This is a genomic window from Microbispora sp. CSR-4, from assembly GCF_008033685.1.
Lineage (GTDB): Bacteria > Actinomycetota > Actinomycetes > Streptosporangiales > Streptosporangiaceae > Microbispora.
On sequence record NZ_VJVX01000022.1, the window covers coordinates 83,414 to 100,532 of the forward strand.

Annotated in this window: 23 protein-coding genes; 12 read left to right on the top strand and 11 right to left on the bottom strand. The window is 70.3% G+C overall.

What is annotated here, in order from left to right; translation table 11 throughout:
• Positions 1-29: 29 nt before the first annotated feature.
• Both rpsR and FLV34_RS18030 read right to left on the bottom strand, forming a co-directional pair.
• Positions 30-257 carry a 30S ribosomal protein S18 gene (gene rpsR / locus FLV34_RS18025; protein WP_147943626.1) on the bottom strand — a complete coding sequence of 76 codons (228 nt, stop codon included), beginning with the start codon at positions 255-257 and terminating at the stop codon, positions 30-32.
• The gene (locus FLV34_RS18030; RefSeq protein WP_142650038.1) at positions 254-1,408 is read right to left on the bottom strand and encodes a GTP-binding protein; all 1,155 of its coding nucleotides are present in this window, start codon (positions 1,406-1,408) and stop codon (positions 254-256) included. Before FLV34_RS18030 ends, rpsR begins: the two co-directional genes overlap by 4 nt.
• Positions 1,409-1,484: 76 nt before the next feature.
• Between FLV34_RS18030 and rpmG the strand changes: the two genes are divergently transcribed.
• Genes rpmG through rpmF form a run of 5 tightly spaced genes read left to right on the top strand, consistent with a single transcriptional unit; the run spans position 1,485 to position 2,596 of the window.
• Positions 1,485-1,649, top strand: coding sequence for a 50S ribosomal protein L33 (gene rpmG, locus FLV34_RS18035; RefSeq protein WP_142650039.1), 165 nt, complete (start codon positions 1,485-1,487; stop codon positions 1,647-1,649).
• On the top strand, positions 1,646-1,891 hold the full coding sequence (locus FLV34_RS18040) for a type B 50S ribosomal protein L31 (RefSeq protein ID WP_142650040.1): 246 nt from the start codon (positions 1,646-1,648) through the stop codon (positions 1,889-1,891). The genes rpmG and FLV34_RS18040 overlap by 4 nt, the downstream gene beginning before the upstream one ends.
• The gene (rpmB, locus tag FLV34_RS18045; protein WP_147943627.1) at positions 1,891-2,127 is read left to right on the top strand and encodes a 50S ribosomal protein L28; all 237 of its coding nucleotides are present in this window, start codon (positions 1,891-1,893) and stop codon (positions 2,125-2,127) included. Before FLV34_RS18040 ends, rpmB begins: the two co-directional genes overlap by 1 nt.
• Positions 2,127-2,426: a 30S ribosomal protein S14 gene (gene rpsN, locus FLV34_RS18050; protein ID WP_142650042.1), complete on the top strand. Its 300-nt coding sequence runs from the start codon at positions 2,127-2,129 to the stop codon at positions 2,424-2,426. The genes rpmB and rpsN overlap by 1 nt, the downstream gene beginning before the upstream one ends.
• A gap of 2 nt (positions 2,427-2,428) precedes the next feature.
• On the top strand, positions 2,429-2,596 hold the full coding sequence (rpmF, locus tag FLV34_RS18055; protein WP_076443167.1) for a 50S ribosomal protein L32: 168 nt from the start codon (positions 2,429-2,431) through the stop codon (positions 2,594-2,596).
• A gap of 374 nt (positions 2,597-2,970) precedes the next feature.
• On the opposite strand, the gene FLV34_RS18060 is transcribed toward rpmF, so the two are convergent.
• Complete coding sequence (locus FLV34_RS18060; protein ID WP_147943628.1) at positions 2,971-3,780, bottom strand: RNA polymerase sigma factor; 810 nt, start codon at positions 3,778-3,780, stop codon at positions 2,971-2,973.
• 268 nt (positions 3,781-4,048) lie between these two features.
• On the opposite strand from FLV34_RS18060, the gene FLV34_RS18065 reads away from it, so the two are divergent.
• The 5 genes from FLV34_RS18065 to FLV34_RS18085 are packed head-to-tail and all read left to right on the top strand — an operon-like array spanning position 4,049 to position 6,498.
• Complete coding sequence (locus tag FLV34_RS18065) at positions 4,049-4,645, top strand: sulfite oxidase-like oxidoreductase (RefSeq protein ID WP_261985818.1); 597 nt, start codon at positions 4,049-4,051, stop codon at positions 4,643-4,645.
• Positions 4,638-5,438 (top strand): FAD-binding oxidoreductase, encoded by an 801-nt coding sequence (locus FLV34_RS18070; protein WP_147943630.1) that lies wholly within the window; start codon positions 4,638-4,640, stop codon positions 5,436-5,438. The genes FLV34_RS18065 and FLV34_RS18070 overlap by 8 nt, the downstream gene beginning before the upstream one ends.
• Positions 5,435-5,749: a DUF6510 family protein gene (locus FLV34_RS18075; RefSeq protein WP_142650046.1), complete on the top strand. Its 315-nt coding sequence runs from the start codon at positions 5,435-5,437 to the stop codon at positions 5,747-5,749. The genes FLV34_RS18070 and FLV34_RS18075 overlap by 4 nt, the downstream gene beginning before the upstream one ends.
• A gap of 44 nt (positions 5,750-5,793) precedes the next feature.
• Positions 5,794-6,099 (top strand): DUF427 domain-containing protein, encoded by a 306-nt coding sequence (locus tag FLV34_RS18080; protein WP_147943631.1) that lies wholly within the window; start codon positions 5,794-5,796, stop codon positions 6,097-6,099.
• 48 nt (positions 6,100-6,147) lie between these two features.
• Entirely contained in the window at positions 6,148-6,498 is a 351-nt protein-coding gene (locus FLV34_RS18085) for a GNAT family N-acetyltransferase (protein WP_142650048.1), read from the top strand.
• 257 nt (positions 6,499-6,755) lie between these two features.
• Here FLV34_RS18085 and FLV34_RS18090 read toward each other — a convergent pair whose 3' ends face one another.
• Positions 6,756-7,382 (bottom strand): TetR/AcrR family transcriptional regulator, encoded by a 627-nt coding sequence (locus FLV34_RS18090; protein WP_147943646.1) that lies wholly within the window; start codon positions 7,380-7,382, stop codon positions 6,756-6,758.
• Positions 7,382-7,855, bottom strand: coding sequence for a hypothetical protein (locus FLV34_RS18095; protein ID WP_147943632.1), 474 nt, complete (start codon positions 7,853-7,855; stop codon positions 7,382-7,384). Before FLV34_RS18095 ends, FLV34_RS18090 begins: the two co-directional genes overlap by 1 nt.
• Before the next feature lie 430 nt (positions 7,856-8,285).
• Between FLV34_RS18095 and FLV34_RS18100 the strand changes: the two genes are divergently transcribed.
• Both FLV34_RS18100 and nhaA read left to right on the top strand, forming a co-directional pair.
• Positions 8,286-8,618, top strand: a complete 333-nt coding sequence (locus FLV34_RS18100) for a conjugal transfer protein TraR (protein ID WP_147943633.1) — start codon at positions 8,286-8,288, stop codon at positions 8,616-8,618.
• 123 nt (positions 8,619-8,741) lie between these two features.
• A complete protein-coding gene (nhaA, locus tag FLV34_RS18105) occupies positions 8,742-10,619 on the top strand; it encodes a Na+/H+ antiporter NhaA (RefSeq protein WP_142650051.1) in 1,878 nt (625 codons plus the stop codon).
• Between the two features lie 244 nt (positions 10,620-10,863).
• Here nhaA and FLV34_RS18110 read toward each other — a convergent pair whose 3' ends face one another.
• The 6 genes from FLV34_RS18110 to FLV34_RS18135 form a co-directional block, all read right to left on the bottom strand.
• The gene (locus FLV34_RS18110; protein WP_142650052.1) at positions 10,864-11,487 is read right to left on the bottom strand and encodes a sigma-70 family RNA polymerase sigma factor; all 624 of its coding nucleotides are present in this window, start codon (positions 11,485-11,487) and stop codon (positions 10,864-10,866) included.
• A 187-nt stretch (positions 11,488-11,674) separates the two neighbouring features.
• On the bottom strand, positions 11,675-12,592 hold the full coding sequence (locus FLV34_RS18115; RefSeq protein WP_142650053.1) for an NADP-dependent oxidoreductase: 918 nt from the start codon (positions 12,590-12,592) through the stop codon (positions 11,675-11,677).
• 37 nt (positions 12,593-12,629) lie between these two features.
• Positions 12,630-13,277 carry a nitroreductase family protein gene (locus tag FLV34_RS18120; RefSeq protein ID WP_142650054.1) on the bottom strand — a complete coding sequence of 216 codons (648 nt, stop codon included), beginning with the start codon at positions 13,275-13,277 and terminating at the stop codon, positions 12,630-12,632.
• Between the two features lie 429 nt (positions 13,278-13,706).
• Positions 13,707-15,515, bottom strand: coding sequence for an FtsX-like permease family protein (locus FLV34_RS18125; protein ID WP_147943634.1), 1,809 nt, complete (start codon positions 15,513-15,515; stop codon positions 13,707-13,709).
• A 48-nt stretch (positions 15,516-15,563) separates the two neighbouring features.
• The gene (locus tag FLV34_RS18130; RefSeq protein WP_147943635.1) at positions 15,564-16,355 is read right to left on the bottom strand and encodes an ABC transporter permease; all 792 of its coding nucleotides are present in this window, start codon (positions 16,353-16,355) and stop codon (positions 15,564-15,566) included.
• A gap of 4 nt (positions 16,356-16,359) precedes the next feature.
• Positions 16,360-17,115, bottom strand: a complete 756-nt coding sequence (locus FLV34_RS18135) for an ABC transporter ATP-binding protein (protein WP_222709550.1) — start codon at positions 17,113-17,115, stop codon at positions 16,360-16,362.
• Positions 17,116-17,119 lie beyond the last annotated feature (4 nt).

Below are 17,119 nucleotides of genomic sequence, written 5' to 3' on the forward strand. Positions count from 1 at the left end.
CCCGCCGAGGGCCGGGGGCGCCGTGCCGGTCAGGAACGCGGCTGGGATGCGTAGGGGAGCAGCGCCATCTCACGGGCGTTCTTGATGGCGCGGGCGATCTGGCGTTGCTGCTGCACGGTGACGCCGGTGACGCGGCGGCTGCGGATCTTGCCGCGGTCGGAGATGAACTTCCGCAGCAGGTCGGTGTTCTTGTAGTCGATGTAGCTCACGCCCTGCAGCGGGTTGCCCTTCTTCCGGGGCGTACGGCGGGGCTTCATGCGATCTCCTTGAGGTCGAGGATGTGGGCGAAGGGGTCGTCGTAACCGGCCCACACGCCGGAGCCCGCCCGTGCCTCCTCCCCGGTGAGCAGGCAGGAGTCGAGCAGGGCGTGGAGGCGCTCGCGGTCGAGGTCGGGCCCGGTGAACACCAGGTGCTGGACCCGGTCGCCGGTGACGGGGTCCCAGTCGAGGCCGGCGGCCGTACGGCGGGCGGGGGAGACCATGTCCCAGGCGGCCTCCGGCAGCGCGGCCAGCCAGGGCCCGGCGTCCTCGACCGACACGATGCCCGCGACCGCGTCCCAGGCGAGCTGCCGATCGGGCCGGCTGGCCAGCCAGAACCGCCCGCGGGAGCGTACGGACTGGGTGACCAGCTCGTCCACGGCCTCGAACAGGCGGGCGGGGTGCAGCGGGCGCAGCCGGTGCCAGACGACCGTGGTGATCTCGTCGGTCTGGGCGTCGCAGGGCAGCTGGGCGGTGGCGGGGTCGACGCGTTCGGCCAGTTCCCGCGTGCACAGCCGGGCGCCGGTCACGTCGGGCAGCGGCGACTCGGCGGAACCCGGGGCGAAAACCGGCGTGCAGGGCGCGAGGTGGGCGAGCACGGCGCGGGAGAGCTCCACATCCTCTTCGTCGCCGCCGTGCACGGACAGGGCGGTCGCGTACTCGATCTGCCGGGCCAGGACCTCGGCGAGAAAGCGCTGGTCGCCGGACGCGGCGATCTGGCCGGTCTCGCGGAGGCGGTCGCCGCGGGTGATGTCGACGGGCATGTGCTCGGCGTGCAGCGCGGTCAGCACGCAGGTCAGCCGCAGGATGTCGTGGGCCTCCTCACAGTCGAGCGCCTCGGCGACCGAGCGCGGCTCGACCGAGTCCCACAGGTCGACCACGAGCAGCGACGCGGTGGCGGCGTGCCGCACCAGCTGAGGGAGCAGGTCCTCGCGGACGGTGCAGGTGACGCAGCCGTGCGCGAGCCGTACGTCGGCCAGGTCGAGCACGGTGGACGCGTCGCGCACCACGCGCTGCACCCGGTCGGCGGTCACCTCCCGCAGGTCGTGGTGGACGGCCACGGAGCCGGGATGGTCGCGCAGGAGGCGATCGACGACGGCCGTGCGAGCAGAGGCGTGCAGGCCCGCGACCAGGACGACGGGGGTGGACATGGGTGCCTCCGGGTTGCCGGAATGAAAACGATTATCGTTATCATTACACATATCGACGGCGAGAGAGGAACGGCCCATGGCCAGAAACGAGCTACGCCCCGTGATCAAGCTGCGATCGAGCGCGGGCACCGGCTACACCTACGTGACCCGCAAGAACCGGCGAAACGACCCCGACCGGCTCACGCTCCGCAAGTACGACCCGATCATCCGCAGGCACGTCGCATTCCGGGAGGAACGATGAAGAAGGGCATCCACCCCGACTACCACCCGGTCGTGTTCCGCGACCCGGGCGCCGGGTTCGCCTTCCTCACCCGCTCGACCATCACCAGCGGCAAGACGATCGAGTGGGAGGACGGCAACACCTATCCCGTGGTGGACGTCGACGTCTCCTCCGCGAGCCACCCCTTCTACACCGGGCGCAGCAGGGTGCTCGACACCGCCGGCCGGGTCGAGCGGTTCAACCAGCGCTACGGGAGGGCCTGATGTCGGCGCACTGCCAGCTCACGGGAGCCGCGCCGGTCTTCGGCAACCGCGTCTCCCACTCCCACCGCCGCACCCGCCGGCGATGGAACCCCAACATCCAGCACCGCCGCTACTGGCTGCCCAGCGAGAACCGCTATGTACGGCTCACGCTCAGCACCCGGGCGATCAGAACCATCGACAAGATCGGCATCGAGACCGCCGTCGCCCGGATCCGGGCCCGCGGAGAGAAGATCTGATGGCCAAGAAGAGCAAGATCGCGGCCAACGAGAGGCGCAAGGCCGTGGTCGCCCGCTACGCCCGGCGGCGTGCGGAGCTGAAGGAGGTCGTACGCACCGGCACTCCGGAAGAGCGGGCATCGGCCGTACGCGAGCTGGCGCGCCAGCCGCGCGACGCGAGCGCGACCCGCGTGCGCAACCGCGACTCCGTCGACGGCCGCCCGCGGGGATATCTCGGCACGTTCGGGCTGTCGCGGATCCGGTTCCGGCAGATGGCCCATCGGGGCGAACTGCCGGGCGTGACGAAGGCGAGCTGGTGATCGTGGCCGTTCCCAAGCGCAGAACCTCGCGCAGCAACACCCGCCACCGTCGCAGCCAGTGGAAGGCGACTCCGCCCGACCTGGTGCCGATCACCGTGAACGGCCGCGAGCTCCTGGTGCCCCGCCGGCTGGTACGCGCCTACCAGCGCGGGCTCATCGTTCCCGGCTGAGCCACCTCGGGGGCGGGGTCACCTCGGGGGGCGGGGTCACCTCGGGGGGCGGGGTCACCTCGGGGGCGTGGTCATGGTCCCGCACGGGCCTGGGCCGAAGCGGCGGCGACCTGTGGGCCGCATCGCAGGTCGCCGCCGCCCCTGCCCTGCTGGGCACCCCTTCGCCACCACCCTTGCCCTGCTGGGCACCCCTCGGCGCAACCCTTGCCCTGCATGGCACCCCTCGGCGCAACCCTTGCCCTGCATGGCACCCCTCGGCGCAACCCTTCGCCGCCCATCTGCCGCGCGCCCGTGATGCGGCCACCCCGAACGGCCGCCGACGGCCACCCCGAAGGGCCACCGCTCTCGCGGGGGTACCGAATCGTGGTCTTGGCCTACCGGGACACACCACGCAGGTGCTCGTCGAGACGGCCACGGACGTGGTTCCGGGCGCGGGCCAAGGAAGCCGTCGCCGATGGCTCATCGAGCCCGAGTGCCCGCGCCGCGCCGGTCAGCGGGTAGCCCTGTATGTCGACGAGCGCGAGAAGGTCGCCGAGCGGCTCGGGCAGTTCGCCGAGCGCCTTGTCGACCAGGTCGTACACCTCTCCGGTCTCGTCCGCTTCCTCCGGGCCCAGGATCTCCGCGCCGTACCGCCACCGGCTCGGGCTGTCGACCCACCCGTCGATCCCGTCATCACCCGGGTAGAGATCCGGATAGAAGAGCTCGGGCTCATCGGCATCGCTGTTGAGGTCGTCCAGTGAGCCCGCCGGGGCTCGGGCGGCCGCGTCGACGTCGACGGCGGGCGTCGTGCGGCCCTCCAGCCGCATCTGCGCGTCACTGAGCGCGTGCATGATCGTGGTCAGCTCGGCGATCCCTCGCGGGCGGGAATCCCTGCGTTGCAGGGCCAGGCCCACCTCCAGCGATCGCTGGGCGAGGTCCTCGGCGTTCGCGGGGTCGAGCAGTTCGGCACGCGCGAGGAGAGCACGTCGCAAGGCCTCGGCGCCCGCCGGGGACCCGTCGTTCCGTACGCCACCGGGACCGGAGCGCCGTCCGAGGACCTCGCGGGTCGTGGCGATCTGTGAGACATACGACGCGCAGTCCGGGCAGTCGGCCAGATGAGCGGTCAGCGAACCCCGGAGGTGTTCCGGTGCCAGCCCGAGATCGCCGCCGAATCGCACCATGTCGGAGCATCTGCCATCAGTCACGGAGTCACCTTCTCGGTTCGCCAGGCCGCGCCACGACATCACCGGCCGGAGGCGTTGATCGACAGCCTGCCTCCGTGGCCATCTCGTCGGAGATTGGTCTATGCAGTCCAATTTCTGCAACCTATCTCATGGTCACATGCGGCATATAACGGGCCAGATACGCTTTGACACCGGTCGCAGCCGGACCCTAGTTTGGACCAAAGAGTCCATCAACTCGTCCGTGAGGCGCCCACCACTAGAGACCGTTGGGTCTGGAAGAGAGCACAGGGTGACAATCTCGCGTGGCTTCTTCGGCCATCACGACCCGCGTGCCGCCGATCTGCCGCCCGGCCAGCATCTGACCCACGGATTCCCCGTGCTGACGGCCGGTCCGACGCAGCTGATCCCGACGGAGAGGTGGAGCTTCACCATCACACCGGAGATCGGCGAGCCGAAGCGGTGGAGCTGGGACGAGATGACGGCCCTGCCCTCCGAGGAGATCAACGTCGATATCCACTGCGTGACCCGGTGGACGAAACTCGGGACCCGGTGGCGGGGCGTCGCGCTCGACACCTTCTTCGAGGACGTCGAGACCGACGACGACTATGCGATGGTCCACTCGTACGGCGGCTACACCGCGAACCTCCCTCTGGAGGACCTGCTCGGCGGCAGGGCCTGGATCGCGTACGAGTTCGAGGGAGAGCCGCTTCACGCCGAGCACGGCGGTCCGGCCAGGCTCCTGGTGCCGCATCTCTACTTCTGGAAGTCCGCGAAGTGGGTGAAGGGCATCACCATGCAGCGCTCCGACGAGCCGGGCTTCTGGGAGAGCTTCGGCTATCACACGTACGGCGACCCATGGCGCGAGCAGCGGTACGCCGATGACTGACACGAACACGGCCTTGGGCTCCGTGGCTCTGGCAGGGAATCGCTGGCGCAAGGCAACGCTCGTCGGTGTGCACTCGCAGTCGTGGCATTCCCGGACACTCGATCTCCACGTGCCCGGCTGGACCGGACATCTGCCCGGCCAGCACGTGGATATCCGTCTCACAGCGGCGGACGGCTACTCGGCCCAGCGGAGCTACTCACTGGCCGAGCCCGCCACGCCCGACCGCGTCGCGATCACCGTCGACCTCCTGCCCCATGGCGAGGTCTCGCCCTACCTGGTGGAGACCATGGAGATCGGCGACGAGCTCGACGTACGCGGGCCCATCGGCGGATGGTTCGTCTGGGAGCCGGGCGACCCGTCCATCGGGGACGGCCCGGTGCTCCTGATCGCCGGTGGATCAGGAGTGGTGCCGCTGGTCACCATGGTGCGAGCCCGGAAGCGAGCGGGGGACCCGACGCGGACCATGCTCGTGTATTCGCTTCGCGGCCCGCGCGACCTCATGTACGGGCCCGAGCTGGAAGAGATGTCGGCCGATCCGTCCGCGCCGGGGTTCGCGGACGTGCGCCTCGTCTACACGCGCAGGGTCCCCGACGGGCACCTCCGTCCCGCCGGACACCTCACGGTCGAGGACATCCGGCCTCCGTCCGCGTGGCCGGAGCCTCTGGCGGCCCGGGTCTACGTGTGCGGCCCCTCCGGCTTCGTCGACCACGCCACACGGCTGCTCCGCACGACGGGATACCCCGAAGATCGCATACGTACGGAACGATTCGGAGCAACGGGAGCTACTCGATGACCTCGGACTTCTCGACCCCGGCCGCACCCGGCGGCGGCACCGGCCCGGTCCTGGACGGCAACGCCGCCGCCGGCGAGTTCGCCGGGATCATCGCGGGCGACCCGACCATCGCCACCGTCCGTTGCGCCGGCTGCGGCGCCGCGCAGGCGTTCGGGCAGTTGCATGCCTACATGGGCGGGCCTGGAACCGTGCTGCGCTGCCGCGAGTGCGAGGCGATGGTCGCCCGGGTGGCCCGGACACCTCGGGGCACGTGGCTCGACCTCTCGGGCTCCAGCTCGTGGTCGTTCTCGCCCGCCCCTGGCCTCGCCTGACCGCGACCATCGGCCGGCCAAAGGATCGATGAAGGGAAACGGACATGCGGGCAGTGGTGGGGGAGACCGTGGTGGCCGAGGCCGCGGACGACGCGGTGGTCAGGATAGAGGGGAACGTCTACTTCCCGCCGGACTCGGTCGTGGCCGGCACGCTCCGCGACAGCCCGACGCCCTACACCTGTCCCTGGAAGGGGAAGGCGCAGTATCACGACGTCCTGGCCGGAGAGACGGTGCTCAGCGACGGCGCGTGGTCCTACCCCGGCATCAAGGAGTCGGCGGCGGCCCGCGGCGGCCGCGACTTCATCGGCTATGTCGCCTTCGACAGGCGGCAGGTTCGGATCGAGAGCTGACAACCGCCCACAGGCACCGACTGGAGACGAACGAGGCGAGAGGACGGCATGAATCGATCACCGGCCGCCGTTGAGGTGCGCAAGGACGAGACCACCCGCCTGTACGAGGCACTGATCGACGGGCAGGTCGTCGGCAGTCTCGCGTACGAGACGACCGGTGGGCGGATCTCGCTCACGCACTCCTACGTGGACCCGGACCAACGGCATCGAGGCGTCGCCTCGGCCCTGGCGCGCTACGCGCTCGAAGATCTGAGCCGGAGTCGGTCCAGGGCCGGCGTCTACTGCGGGTTCGTCGCCGACTACGTCGAAGACCATCCCGAATGGAAGGACGCCGTCGACATCAACCGCTCGGCCTTCATCGCCACTCGCACCGCGCGGGACTCGAACCGCGACCGGTGAGCGATGGACTCGTCAGATCCGCGGGGCCGATCTGTGCGGAAGACAACAAGGCAGGTGGACGTGGACCCGCAGGTCACCGCCGAGCCCGCACGCCTCGCCATATGACCCGGCCCTGCCTGTGTCGTCGTACGACCACGGGGAAGCGAGGGCGCGTGTGACGGGGTGGCTCGCTCGGCTGCCGGCTTACGCGGGTTCCGGGCAGGGCGTGCTCCCGGCCTGCGACTTCGGCTCGCGGCCGGGACCGTACGGCGACGAGCTCAGTCTTTCGACAGGCTCTCGATGTGCGCGAGTGCCATGTCGAGTGCCGTCGCCATCGGGGTGACATCGCGCGCGGTCTGGGCCAGCATGTACCCGCCCTGGAGGGCGGCCATGAGCCCGGTCGCGAGCTGGTCCGCCGACGCCTCGGGCGCGAGTCCACCACCGTCTTGAAGTCGTCGCAACACGCCGGCCAGCAGTCCCTGCCATTCGTTGAACAGCCGAGACAGGGCTTCGCGTGCGACCGCGTCGTGATCGGAGACCTCGGAGGCCAGCGAGCCGAGCGCACAGCCGTAGGCGCCATGCCGAAGGGCGTTGTTCTGGACCAACGCGTCCCGCCAGCGTCGCAGGCCCCGGATCGTCGAGACATGGCCGAGTGCCTCGCGCTCGCGCTCGATGACGCGTTCTCCCACGTTGTCGATGACGGCCCGCACGAGCGCGTCCTTGCCGTCGAAGTGGTGATACAACTGCGACTTGCTGACTCCGCTCGCCGCCAGCACGTCATCAAGCGTGGTAGCCCTGACTCCCTTTACGTACATCAGGTCGCTCGCGGCGGTGACGATCCTTGACCGCGTCTTTGCACCGCGCGCCGTCAGGCGTCTGCCATTGTGCGAGTCAGCGGTCGTCATCACGGGCTCATGGTACCGATCGGACTACTCATTACCGTCCTTGCTGGGCCGTTGTCCTCGGTTGCCACAAAAGGTGCGAGCGCGAGGTCGAGCGCGGCGTTGAGCGGCCAAGGGTCTTTCGCGATCTGGCTCAGCGTGCTGCCCCCATGCAGCGCCGCGAGAATGAGCACCGCGGTTTTCCGGGGATCGGCATCGGCCTTTCGCGTCTGGCCCGAGGAGCAGTGTGTGTCGCCCGTCGAGCCGGACCGCAGCAATCGGTCCAGCGTCTCGGTGATGAGCTCGCGCCACCGATCGAGGAAGTCGGCTCGCTCAGCGCCGTCACCTGCTTGTCTCAGCGCGAGCGCGTACGGCGACCTGGGCGTCATGAGCTCCTCGACGACCCGGCGGCGCCAACCGGCCAGCTTCGCCCCGTTTGTGACTGCGGCCAGACACACGCTCTCGCGGGCCAGGACCTCCGCGAAGTGGGTCCTCATCAATCCCTCCCGGCTCACACGCTCTGCCCTTTATGGGACTATCCAGTCCATTTTCTCATGGTGGACAAATGGAAATAGGTCGCAACCCGCACAATAAGTGAACTGCTCAGTCCAATATCGGATGGGCCACCCCGAGATCGGCGCAACCACGGCGCGCCGATGATCGAACCGGTGGCAGTGACCTCGTACGCCAACGCTGCTCCTCCACGCGGGGACGGGCACGCCCGGCGGCGCGCACAGTGGTCGACAACGCCACGCCGCATTGGACTGAATAGTCCATTCGCGGCACCGCGAGCGGACGTAGGAGATGCGGACGTAAGAGACGCGGACTCCCCGGCACTAACCAGGAGAGAGCCAGGGGCCATGACCTGGCCGGCCGACGCCCCGCCGCCGACGCCGATCGCCGATCGTCACCACCAGGGAGTCACAGATGGACCCGACCCGGGCACACGAGTTGATCGAGCGTGAACGTGCACGCGTCAAGGAACTGCTCACATACTCGGCCGCGGTGCGGGCGGCCGACCTGGAGGCGGCCGCCGACGCGAGGATCTCGGTCTTCGACTCGGCGAGCCCGCTCGCTCAAGAGCTGCTTGACGATGCCGTGGCCGAGCAGCTCAGCGCACGGTTGGCCGCGCTCGACCGGGCCCGCGAGCGCCTGCGGGCCGGCACGTACGGAGTCTCGTTGCGCAGCGGCCGGCCCATTCCGGACGAGCGGCTCGAAGCCGACCCCGCGGCGGAGCTTCTCGTCGACGAGGCCGAGTAGGACCCGGCACCGCGTACATTGCACAGAAGCGACAACTCGCCCTCGCCGCCACCGTGTTCACCGTCATCGCCGCACGCGACCCGCATCCCGACATGAGCGGGAACGGCCGGCGTGGGAGTAATCATGACGAACCCCACCGTCACCCAGACCTCACTCGCCCCTGAGCGGGGTGCCACCGGCGCTCGCCGGCGCCCGTCGATCGCCGCGCGGATCGGCGCGATGGGCCAGAACCGGATCGGCGCCCTGATCCTCCTCGTCGCGACGCTCGCGGCGATCGTCTGGGCCAACGTGTCCCTGCCGTCGTACGAGACGTTCTGGGCGACCGATCTGATGGTCGGCGTCGGTGACCGGCATCTGGACTTCACGCTTCACGCGCTGGTGAACGACGCGCTGATGGCGATCTTCTTCTTCACCGTCGGGCTCGAAGTGCGCCGGGAGTTCGCGATCGGCGAGCTGACGAGCTGGTCCCGTGCCCTCGTGCCCGTCGCCGCCTCCGTCGCGGGCCTGGTGGTGCCCGCGCTCCTTTTCGTCCTCATCGCGCAGGGCTCCGGAAACGAGCACGCGTGGGGAGTCGTGATCTCGACCGACACGGCCTTCCTCGTAGGCGCCCTGGCCCTGGTCGGCCCTCGCGTCCCCGGACGCCTGCGTGTCTTCCTCCTGGCGCTCGCGGTCGTCGACGACATCGGGGCGCTCAGCATCATCGCGCTGGTCTACACCGAGAGGTTCACCCCGCTGCCGCTCCTCGTCGCCGCCGCCGGGCTCGCCGGGGTGTACGTCACGCGCTATCTCCCCAGCGGCCGCGGGCCGGTGTACGTATCCCTCGCGATCGTGGTGTGGCTGGCCTTCCTCGCCTCGGGTGTGCACCCGACCCTCGCGGGCGTCGCGATCGCGCTGCTGGTGCCCGTGTATCGCCCCAACCGCACCGACGTCGAACACGCACTGGAGCTCGCGCGCACCTTCCGCCAGTCGCCCAGCACCGAGTATGCCCGCGCCGCCGCGAACAGCCTCCGCGAATCCATCTCGATCAACGAGCGGCTCCAGGCGGCCTACGCCCCGTACGTCGCGTACGTCATCCTTCCGCTGTTCGCCCTCGCCAACGCGGGCGTCGTACTGAGCTCCGAGCTCCTGGCCGGCGCCGCCCGCTCCGCCCTGACGTGGGGCATCGTCGTGGGTCTCGTCGCCGGCAAGCTTTTCGGTGTCTTCGGATCGAGCGCGCTCCTGCGGCGCCTGAAGCTCGGCGAGCTCGGGGCGGGGCTCACCCTGGATCGCGTCCTCGGCGGCGCCGTCCTGTGCGGGATCGGGTTCACCATCTCGCTGTTCATCGTGGACCTCGCGATCGACGACGAGCTCGCGCGCAACGAGGCACGGGTGGGCGTGCTCGCGGCATCCGTCATCGCCTTCGTGCTCGCGACGATCACTTTCCGGATCTCGGATGCCGCGCGCCCCGACGACGACTCGGGTCAGACGCTCGCGCGCCCGGTCGACCCGGAGCGCGACCACGTGCTCGGCGACCCGCACGCTCCCTTCACGATCGTCGAGTACGGCGACTTCCAGTGCGGCTTCTGCCTCAAGGCGACCGGCTCGATCCTGGAGGTGCGCGACGTGCTCGGAGACCGGCTCCGCTATGTGTGGCGGCACGCCCCGCTCGTGCAGATCCACCCGAACGCCCTCGCGGCGGCGGAGGCGGCCGAGGCCGCGGCGGCGCAGGGCAGATTCTTCGACTTCGCGCGCACGATCCTGGACGACCAGGACAACCAGCGGCCGTCCGACATCATCCGGATCGCCCGCGACCTGGGCCTGGACCTGGAGCGGTTCGAGAAGGACCTCATCTCGGCCGAGGTCACCGGCCGGGTGCGCGACGACATGCTCGACGCCGAGGCCATGAACATCACCGCCGTCCCCACGCTCTTCATCAACGGCCGCCGGCACGTCGGCCCGTACGACGCCCGATCGCTGCTTCGAGCGCTGACGACCACGACCGACGCCCCGGTCGCCGAGTGACGGATGCCGTAGTCGCCCGACGATCAACGGCGCCTCCGCCGACGACGACACGAGGGCCCGATCGCGCTGCCGCCGAGTCGGCACACGCGAGTTCTGGTGGCGCAGACCACCAGGCCGCGGGCCTCGCGACGTGGTCGGGTGCCGGCCTCGTTGTTCCGCGGGCCTCAGGACCTCGCGACCTCAGGACCCCAGGACCCCAGGACCTCGCGACCTCAGAACCTCAGGACCCCAGGGCCTCAGGGCCTCAGGCGCCTCGGGCAAGGTAGCCGCCCGCCACCAGCGCCGCGCGGAGCTTCTTCCGGGCGTCGAAGAGCACCTTGTAGAGCGCGTTGTGGGTCGAGCCCAGCTCGTCGGCCAGGACATCCATCGGCATGCCGTTGAGGACCGTCGAGAGGAACACGATGCGCTGACGCTCCGACAGATGCTCTTCGACCGCGGTCGAGACCGCCGCCGCGAACTCCCGGACCTGCGCCTCGTCGTCGGGGCCCACGTCGGCCCTCGATTCGATCCTGGACCAGTCCTCCTGATCGTAGGAGACCTCGTGGCGACGCCAGAAGTGCCGGTTCATCTTGGCGGCGACGTTGAAGAGCACGAACTTGCCCGCCCACGTGGTGAACCGCGCCTCACCTCGGAACGTGTCCAGCCGCTCGGTGACCGCCATCAACGCGTCAGCGGCGGCCTGGCGAGCGATGTCCTCAAGCTCCGGGCCGTACAGCCCCAGGCTCGGCGCACGGCGACGGGCCTCGGAACGCGCGATGCGAAGCAGCAAGGGATACAGCTCCCTGCATGCCGCCTCCCTGGCGGGACCGGCCGTGGCGAGATCACGCACCCATCGGCGGTTGTCGCGATCGGTCTCCGGGTCGCTCACTGCCTCCTCTTTCGAGCATCACGACTTTCGAGCATGGCAACGCCACGCACGCGGCGGCCGGGTCACTGCCCGACTGTTTTGTCCATATGGCAGAGCCGGCCGCGATCACGCGGCGTGCACGCCGGATGGCAGGCCGGCCCGGCCACCACTCCCGTACGAGTCGGGAAATGTCGCTGTCGTCAAGAACTCACGGACGTACGCGGATGATCGTCTTCCCCTTGAGCCGCTCGGTCGGATTGAGAGCGGCGACGGCGTCGTCGAGGGGGGCGATGGTGCCGATGTTGGTCCGCAGCCGTCCATCCCGCACCCGCTGGACGATCGCATCCAGCTGGGCGCGATCGGCCTCGACCACGAAGTCGATCGCCAGACCGTCTGCGGGCCGCGCCTCGACCGGGCCGACGACGGACACCAGCGTTCCCCCGGGCCTGATCAGGGCGGCGGACTGCCGTTGCACGTCCCCGCCGATGACGTCGAAGACCAGATCGACGCCACCGACGTCGCTCAGCGCATCGTTCTGCAGGTCGAGGAACTCATGCGCGCCGAAGTCGAGCGCCTTCTGGCGGTCGGCGGCGCGCCCGGTGCCGATGACGTACGCCCCGGCCTCCCGCGCGAGCTGGGTCACCATCGTCCCGACCGCCCCGGCCGCACCATGGGCCAGGACGGTCTGCCCGGCCTGAAGACGGCCGTGCTGGAACAGCCCCTGCCACGCGGTCAGCCCGGAGATCGGCAGGGACGCGCCCGCGGTGAAGTCGACATCGCCGGGCAGCGGCGCGAGATTGCGCGCCTCGATCGCCACGTACTCGGCGAGGGTGCCGTCGCGGTGCCAGTCGGCCAGGCCGAACACCCGCTGCCCGACCGACAGCCCGGTCGTGCCGTAGCCGAGGGCGCTGACCACTCCGGCCAGCTCGTGGCCGGGGATCGACGGCGTCCGGTCCCGTCCGGTGCGGTCGGTCCAGGTCGACGGCCATTCCATCTCGGTCGGGACGAAGCCGGAGGCGTGAATCCGGACGACGACGTCGTTGATCGCCGCGGACGGCTCAGGCCGCTCCGCGAGCGTCATCCCGGCCGTTCCAGCGGCCTGGTCGGTCACCACGATGGCTTTCATCGGGACTGTCCCCTTCTGTGTTGTGAGTGTCGGCGGTTCAGACGAAGGTGAACAGCCGGTCGGCGTCGAACCGCGAGATCGGGTTGCTGTACACCTTGCGCGGGTCGGGGTAGCCGAGCGCCAGCAGCACCGTCGTGCTGTGCCCGGTCTCGCGGACCTTGAACGCCTTGTCGACGCTGGCCGGGTCGAACCCTTCCAGCGGTGTGGCCTCGACGCCCAGCTCGGCGGCCGCCATCATGGTCAGGCCCACCGCCATGTAGGTCTGCTTCTCCATCCAGTGGTTCAGGTCCTTGTAGCCGTAGCTGCGCAGGTTGAGGAAGTCACGGGTCATCGATTCCCACAGCTCCTGCTTGGCGGGGTCGGGAAAGCGGCCGTCGGCCCGCTCCTTGGCGAACACCGCCTCAAGGTGGCTGTCAGACACATCCGCCCTGGTGGTGAGGATGATCGTGTGCGACGCGTTCAGGATCTTCTCGCTGTTGTCCATGAACCGTTCGCCCAGGTTGCTCGCGAGCCGCTGTTTCCCTTCCGGCGTGGCGACGACGTAGAAGTGGTTGGGCTGCACGTTCACCGACGAGGGCGTGGAGCGCAGGAACCGCAGCAACCGCTGAAGGGTCTCCTCCGGAATGGTCCTGCCGGGGTCGAAATACCTGGTCAGGTGCTTGCCCATGAGCCTGTCGAGATCCATGTCGATCTGCCTTCTTCCTACGCGGAGTGAGTGAAGAGCGGCGGACCGGCCGGCCGCGCGCATCGATGGGCGCGTCGCTCACGGACGAGCGCCACTGATCGTCTTCGGCGAGAGTCACAGATAGCTGTCGAGAATCAGCCGGACACCAGCATAGTGGACCCAATAGTCCAAGTTATCCGATGCCACGACCGCCTTGAAGGCATGATGCCAGCGTGGTTCACCAGCAAGAGGCCACAGTACATGGACTATATAGTCCACTTTGCCGAGATGCGACCCGCCGTCGCCAACCTCGCTCCGGGCGGATGCGGCAAGGCTTCCGGCCCGGGACGTCGGCGATCCAGGGCGGAGACGTTCGTCGGACATCTGCCGCGCCTGGCGTGGTCGCCGCCCGTACCGCTGGAAGCCGTCGGCGTCACCGGACGTGGGGGCTCACTGCGCCCTGGCCGCCTCCAGGACGGGTACGGACGCGGCCCGGCGCGCGGGCAGCGTCGAGGTCGCCAGCGTCGCCACGGCCGCACCCGCCGCGACCAGCGGGAACAGCCACCACTGCGGGGCCGGGCGCAGGTACGAGCTGCCGCTCGTCAGATGCAGCAGCTCCAGCGTGCCCATCGCGATCACCAAACCGAGGATCGTGCCGAGGGCGACCACGGCCGCCGCCTCCCAGCGGACGATCGAGCGGATCTGCCGCATGGTCGCGCCCACGGCCCCCAGCAACCCGAACTCCCGCCTGCGTTCGGCGACGCTCATCGACACCGTGGTCGCCATCCCGAACAGCGCCAGCAACAGCGCCATGCCGACGAAACTGTGCGTCGCGCGCAACGCCCGGGTGAGCGACTGCGACGCCGCCTCCACGTACGCGTCGCGGCCGAGAACGCGTACGCCCGGCACCCCGGCCACGGCGCGCGCCAGGGTCTCCGCCGAGCCGCCACGCACGAGCACCGCCACGGTGGCGGCGTTGGCGTCGAGCAGGTCCATCGTCGCCGGGGCCACCAGCGCCTGGTCGGCGAACAGGTGGGACGGATCGTGGTACGCGCCCGCCACCGTAAGCGTGACGCGGCCCCGCGCGCCACGCACGACGAGGTCCTGGCCGCGGCGGAGTCCCCGTTCCTTCATGACGGCCGACGACAGCGCGATCTGCCCTGTACGCAGTGCGGGCGGCCGGCCGCCCAGCCTCAGGACGTCCCGCAGCCCGGCCGGCTCGACACCACTGACCAGGAATCGGAACGGCTCAGCCGCCTCCTCCGATCCGGCGATGCCCGGCTCTTCCAGGCCGGCCGCGTCCGGCTCCGGCGACACCAGCGTGACCTCGGTCCGGGTCAGGACGACCGCCCGGGACACCCCATGTGCGCCCGTGACCTTCGCCGCGACATCCCTGGCCAGCGGAGCGGGCGCACCCTCGGCGGTCCTCGCGGTGGAGGCGATCGCGTGCTCGGCCGCCATCACCTGCCGTCCCGCCTCACGGAACCGGTCCTGCACCGACATCGTGACCAGCACCACGGAGGCGAGCAGTGCGACGCCGAGCATCAGCGAGGAGGCGGCCGAGGAGACCCGGCGCGGGCTGCGGGTGATGGTGGCGCGCGCCAGCCGTCCGGTCTCCCCGCTGACCAGCGTCCCGACGCGGCCCACCAGCCCGCCCAGCGGCCCGACGAAGAACGGCGTGAGCACGGCCAGCCCTGTCACGGTCAGCAGCGTCCCGAAAAGGTTCATGAGGGCGACGGAGAACGTGCGGTCCGGCCCGGGCGGCTCGTCTGCGCGGACCACGACCGCCACCATGTACCAGAAGCAGGCGCCCGCGAAGATCACGGACGCGGACAGCAGGCGCGGCCAGCGGCGCTCCCGGGGCTCCGCCACGCTGCTGCGCAGCGCCTGGACGGGCGAGACGTCCGCGGCACGGTGCGCCGCCCGCCACGCGGCGGCCTGAGTCACCACGATCCCGGCAGCGGCAGGGAGGGCCAGCGCGACCCAGCCGTACTGGGCGTCGGAGGCGGAGACGTCGAAGCCGTCTCGTGCGAACAACCGGATGATCAGCTCGGACACCGGGAAGCCCGCGGCCACGCCGCCTGCGGAGGCGATCCCGCCCAGCAACAGTGCCTCCAGCCGGATGAGCCTGCCGACCTGCCGCGGCGTGGCGCCGATCGCGCCGAGCAGCGCGAGTCGCCGAGTGCGCTGCCGTACGAGGGTGCCGAAGGTGTTGGCCACCACGAACAGGCCGACGAAGATCGCAACGGAGGCGAGCATGCCGACGACGCCGGCGACGGAGGCGCCCTCACCGGCAGCGGCGGCGGCCTACGCCTGGCGTACGGATGCGGCGGTGCGCACCGCGGCCGTGCCGCCCAGATCACGGGCCATGTCACGGGCCAGGTCGCGGGCCAGGGCGTCGCGAAGCCGATCGGCGGACACGCCCGGTGCGGCCTTCAGCCAGACGCTCTGCCACCTGCCCTCGGGCAGCATGGCGGCGCGCCGGACGGTCTCGGGCGGGGCCAGCACCAGGTCGCCGGCGGCCACCGCGCCGCGGCCATGGACGCTGACGATCCCGGTGATCCGCACCTGGCGCGTCTGGTGGGGCAGCGTCAGCGTCATGGTGTCGCCGACGCGCAGTTCCCCGGCGCGCGACACATGCCGGACGACGGCCACCTCGTCGTCGGCGGCGGGTGCGCGTCCCGCCTCCAGCAGGTAGGGGTTCAGCCGCGGGTCGGGCACCCAGGGGCGCAGCAGGGTGCGGCCCTCGGCGGCGGCCGTGATCGCCTGCCCGTCGGGACGCATGGCCGTCACCGTCACCGTGGCGTCGCCGACGGCCGCCGCCACGTCCGGTCTTGAGGTGAGGCGATCGAGCCGCACCCACCCGTCGGGTGGCGCGTACGGGTCGTCCGGATCCACCGTTCCGCCCTGCACCAGCACGTCCGCGCGCACGTACTCGCTGGCGTCGCTGCCCGCCACCGCCTCCTGCGCGCGCAACGCGAACTGCAGCGAGCCCGCGATGAGCGCGACCGATCCCAGTGCCGCCAGCAGTGTGGCGGTCAGCCGCAGCCAGCCCTCGGCGAAGGTCCGGCGCGCGATGAGCCACAGAGGGTTTCCCATGGCCTCAGTCCTCGATCTTGCGCATGCGGGCGTGTACGGCGTCGATGGTGGGCGCGGCCAGCTCGTCCACGATCGTCCCGTCGCTCAGGAACAGCACCCGGTCCGCGTACGCGGCGGCCACCGGGTCGTGCGTCACCATGACCACGGTCTGCCGGTAGTCGTCGACGGCCGCGCGCAGGAAGCCCAGCACCTCCGCGCCGGAGCGGGAGTCCAGGTTTCCTGTCGGCTCGTCCGCGAACAGCACCTCCGGCCTGCTCAGCATCGCCCGCGCCACGGCCACCCGTTGCTGCTGACCACCCGACATCTCCGCGGGCCGGTGCGCCAGCCGTGGGCGCAACCCCAGCGCGTCCACCAGCGTGTCGAACCATTCCTGCTCCGCGTGACGGCCTGCCAGCCCCACGGTTAGCCGGATGTTCTCCTCGGCGGTCAACATCGGCAGGAGATTGAACGACTGGAAGACGAAGCCCATGCGCTCGCGGCGGACCTCGGTGAGCCGCGTGCGTGACAGGGTGGTGAGGTCGACCTCGTCGACGAGGACGGTGCCGGAGGTCACGGTGTCGAGACCGGCCAGGCAGTGCAGGAACGTCGATTTTCCCGACCCCGACGGACCCATGATCGCCGTGAACTCGCCCCGGGCGAACGCGGCGGAAACCCCGCGCAGCGCCCTGACCGCGCCGTCGCCGGCGCCATACGTCTTAACCACGTTGGTTGCGATCATCACGTGGCCGGTCGCACGCTCGCCGGCCGGTGCCCCGATCATTGGA

Bases quoted from the DNA above. Each gene is read 5' to 3' on its own strand.
- rpsR (WP_147943626.1), bottom strand. From the start codon at position 257: ATGAAGCCCCGCCGTACGCCCCGGAAGAAGGGCAACCCGCTGCAGGGC.
- FLV34_RS18030 (WP_142650038.1), bottom strand. From the start codon at position 1,408: ATGTCCACCCCCGTCGTCCTGGTCGCGGGCCTGCACGCCTCTGCTCGC.
- rpmG (WP_142650039.1), top strand. From the start codon at position 1,485: ATGGCCAGAAACGAGCTACGCCCCGTGATCAAGCTGCGATCGAGCGCG.
- FLV34_RS18040 (WP_142650040.1), top strand. From the start codon at position 1,646: ATGAAGAAGGGCATCCACCCCGACTACCACCCGGTCGTGTTCCGCGAC.
- rpmB (WP_147943627.1), top strand. From the start codon at position 1,891: ATGTCGGCGCACTGCCAGCTCACGGGAGCCGCGCCGGTCTTCGGCAAC.
- rpsN (WP_142650042.1), top strand. From the start codon at position 2,127: ATGGCCAAGAAGAGCAAGATCGCGGCCAACGAGAGGCGCAAGGCCGTG.
- FLV34_RS18070 (WP_147943630.1), top strand. From the start codon at position 4,638: ATGACTGACACGAACACGGCCTTGGGCTCCGTGGCTCTGGCAGGGAAT.
- FLV34_RS18075 (WP_142650046.1), top strand. From the start codon at position 5,435: ATGACCTCGGACTTCTCGACCCCGGCCGCACCCGGCGGCGGCACCGGC.
- FLV34_RS18080 (WP_147943631.1), top strand. From the start codon at position 5,794: ATGCGGGCAGTGGTGGGGGAGACCGTGGTGGCCGAGGCCGCGGACGAC.
- FLV34_RS18085 (WP_142650048.1), top strand. From the start codon at position 6,148: ATGAATCGATCACCGGCCGCCGTTGAGGTGCGCAAGGACGAGACCACC.
- FLV34_RS18090 (WP_147943646.1), bottom strand. From the start codon at position 7,382: ATGACGACCGCTGACTCGCACAATGGCAGACGCCTGACGGCGCGCGGT.
- FLV34_RS18095 (WP_147943632.1), bottom strand. From the start codon at position 7,855: ATGAGGACCCACTTCGCGGAGGTCCTGGCCCGCGAGAGCGTGTGTCTG.
- FLV34_RS18100 (WP_147943633.1), top strand. From the start codon at position 8,286: ATGGACCCGACCCGGGCACACGAGTTGATCGAGCGTGAACGTGCACGC.
- nhaA (WP_142650051.1), top strand. From the start codon at position 8,742: ATGACGAACCCCACCGTCACCCAGACCTCACTCGCCCCTGAGCGGGGT.
- FLV34_RS18115 (WP_142650053.1), bottom strand. From the start codon at position 12,592: ATGAAAGCCATCGTGGTGACCGACCAGGCCGCTGGAACGGCCGGGATG.
- FLV34_RS18120 (WP_142650054.1), bottom strand. From the start codon at position 13,277: ATGGATCTCGACAGGCTCATGGGCAAGCACCTGACCAGGTATTTCGAC.
- FLV34_RS18125 (WP_147943634.1), bottom strand. From the start codon at position 15,515: ATGCTCGCCTCCGTTGCGATCTTCGTCGGCCTGTTCGTGGTGGCCAAC.
- FLV34_RS18130 (WP_147943635.1), bottom strand. From the start codon at position 16,355: ATGGGAAACCCTCTGTGGCTCATCGCGCGCCGGACCTTCGCCGAGGGC.
- FLV34_RS18135 (WP_222709550.1), bottom strand. From the start codon at position 17,115: ATGATCGGGGCACCGGCCGGCGAGCGTGCGACCGGCCACGTGATGATC.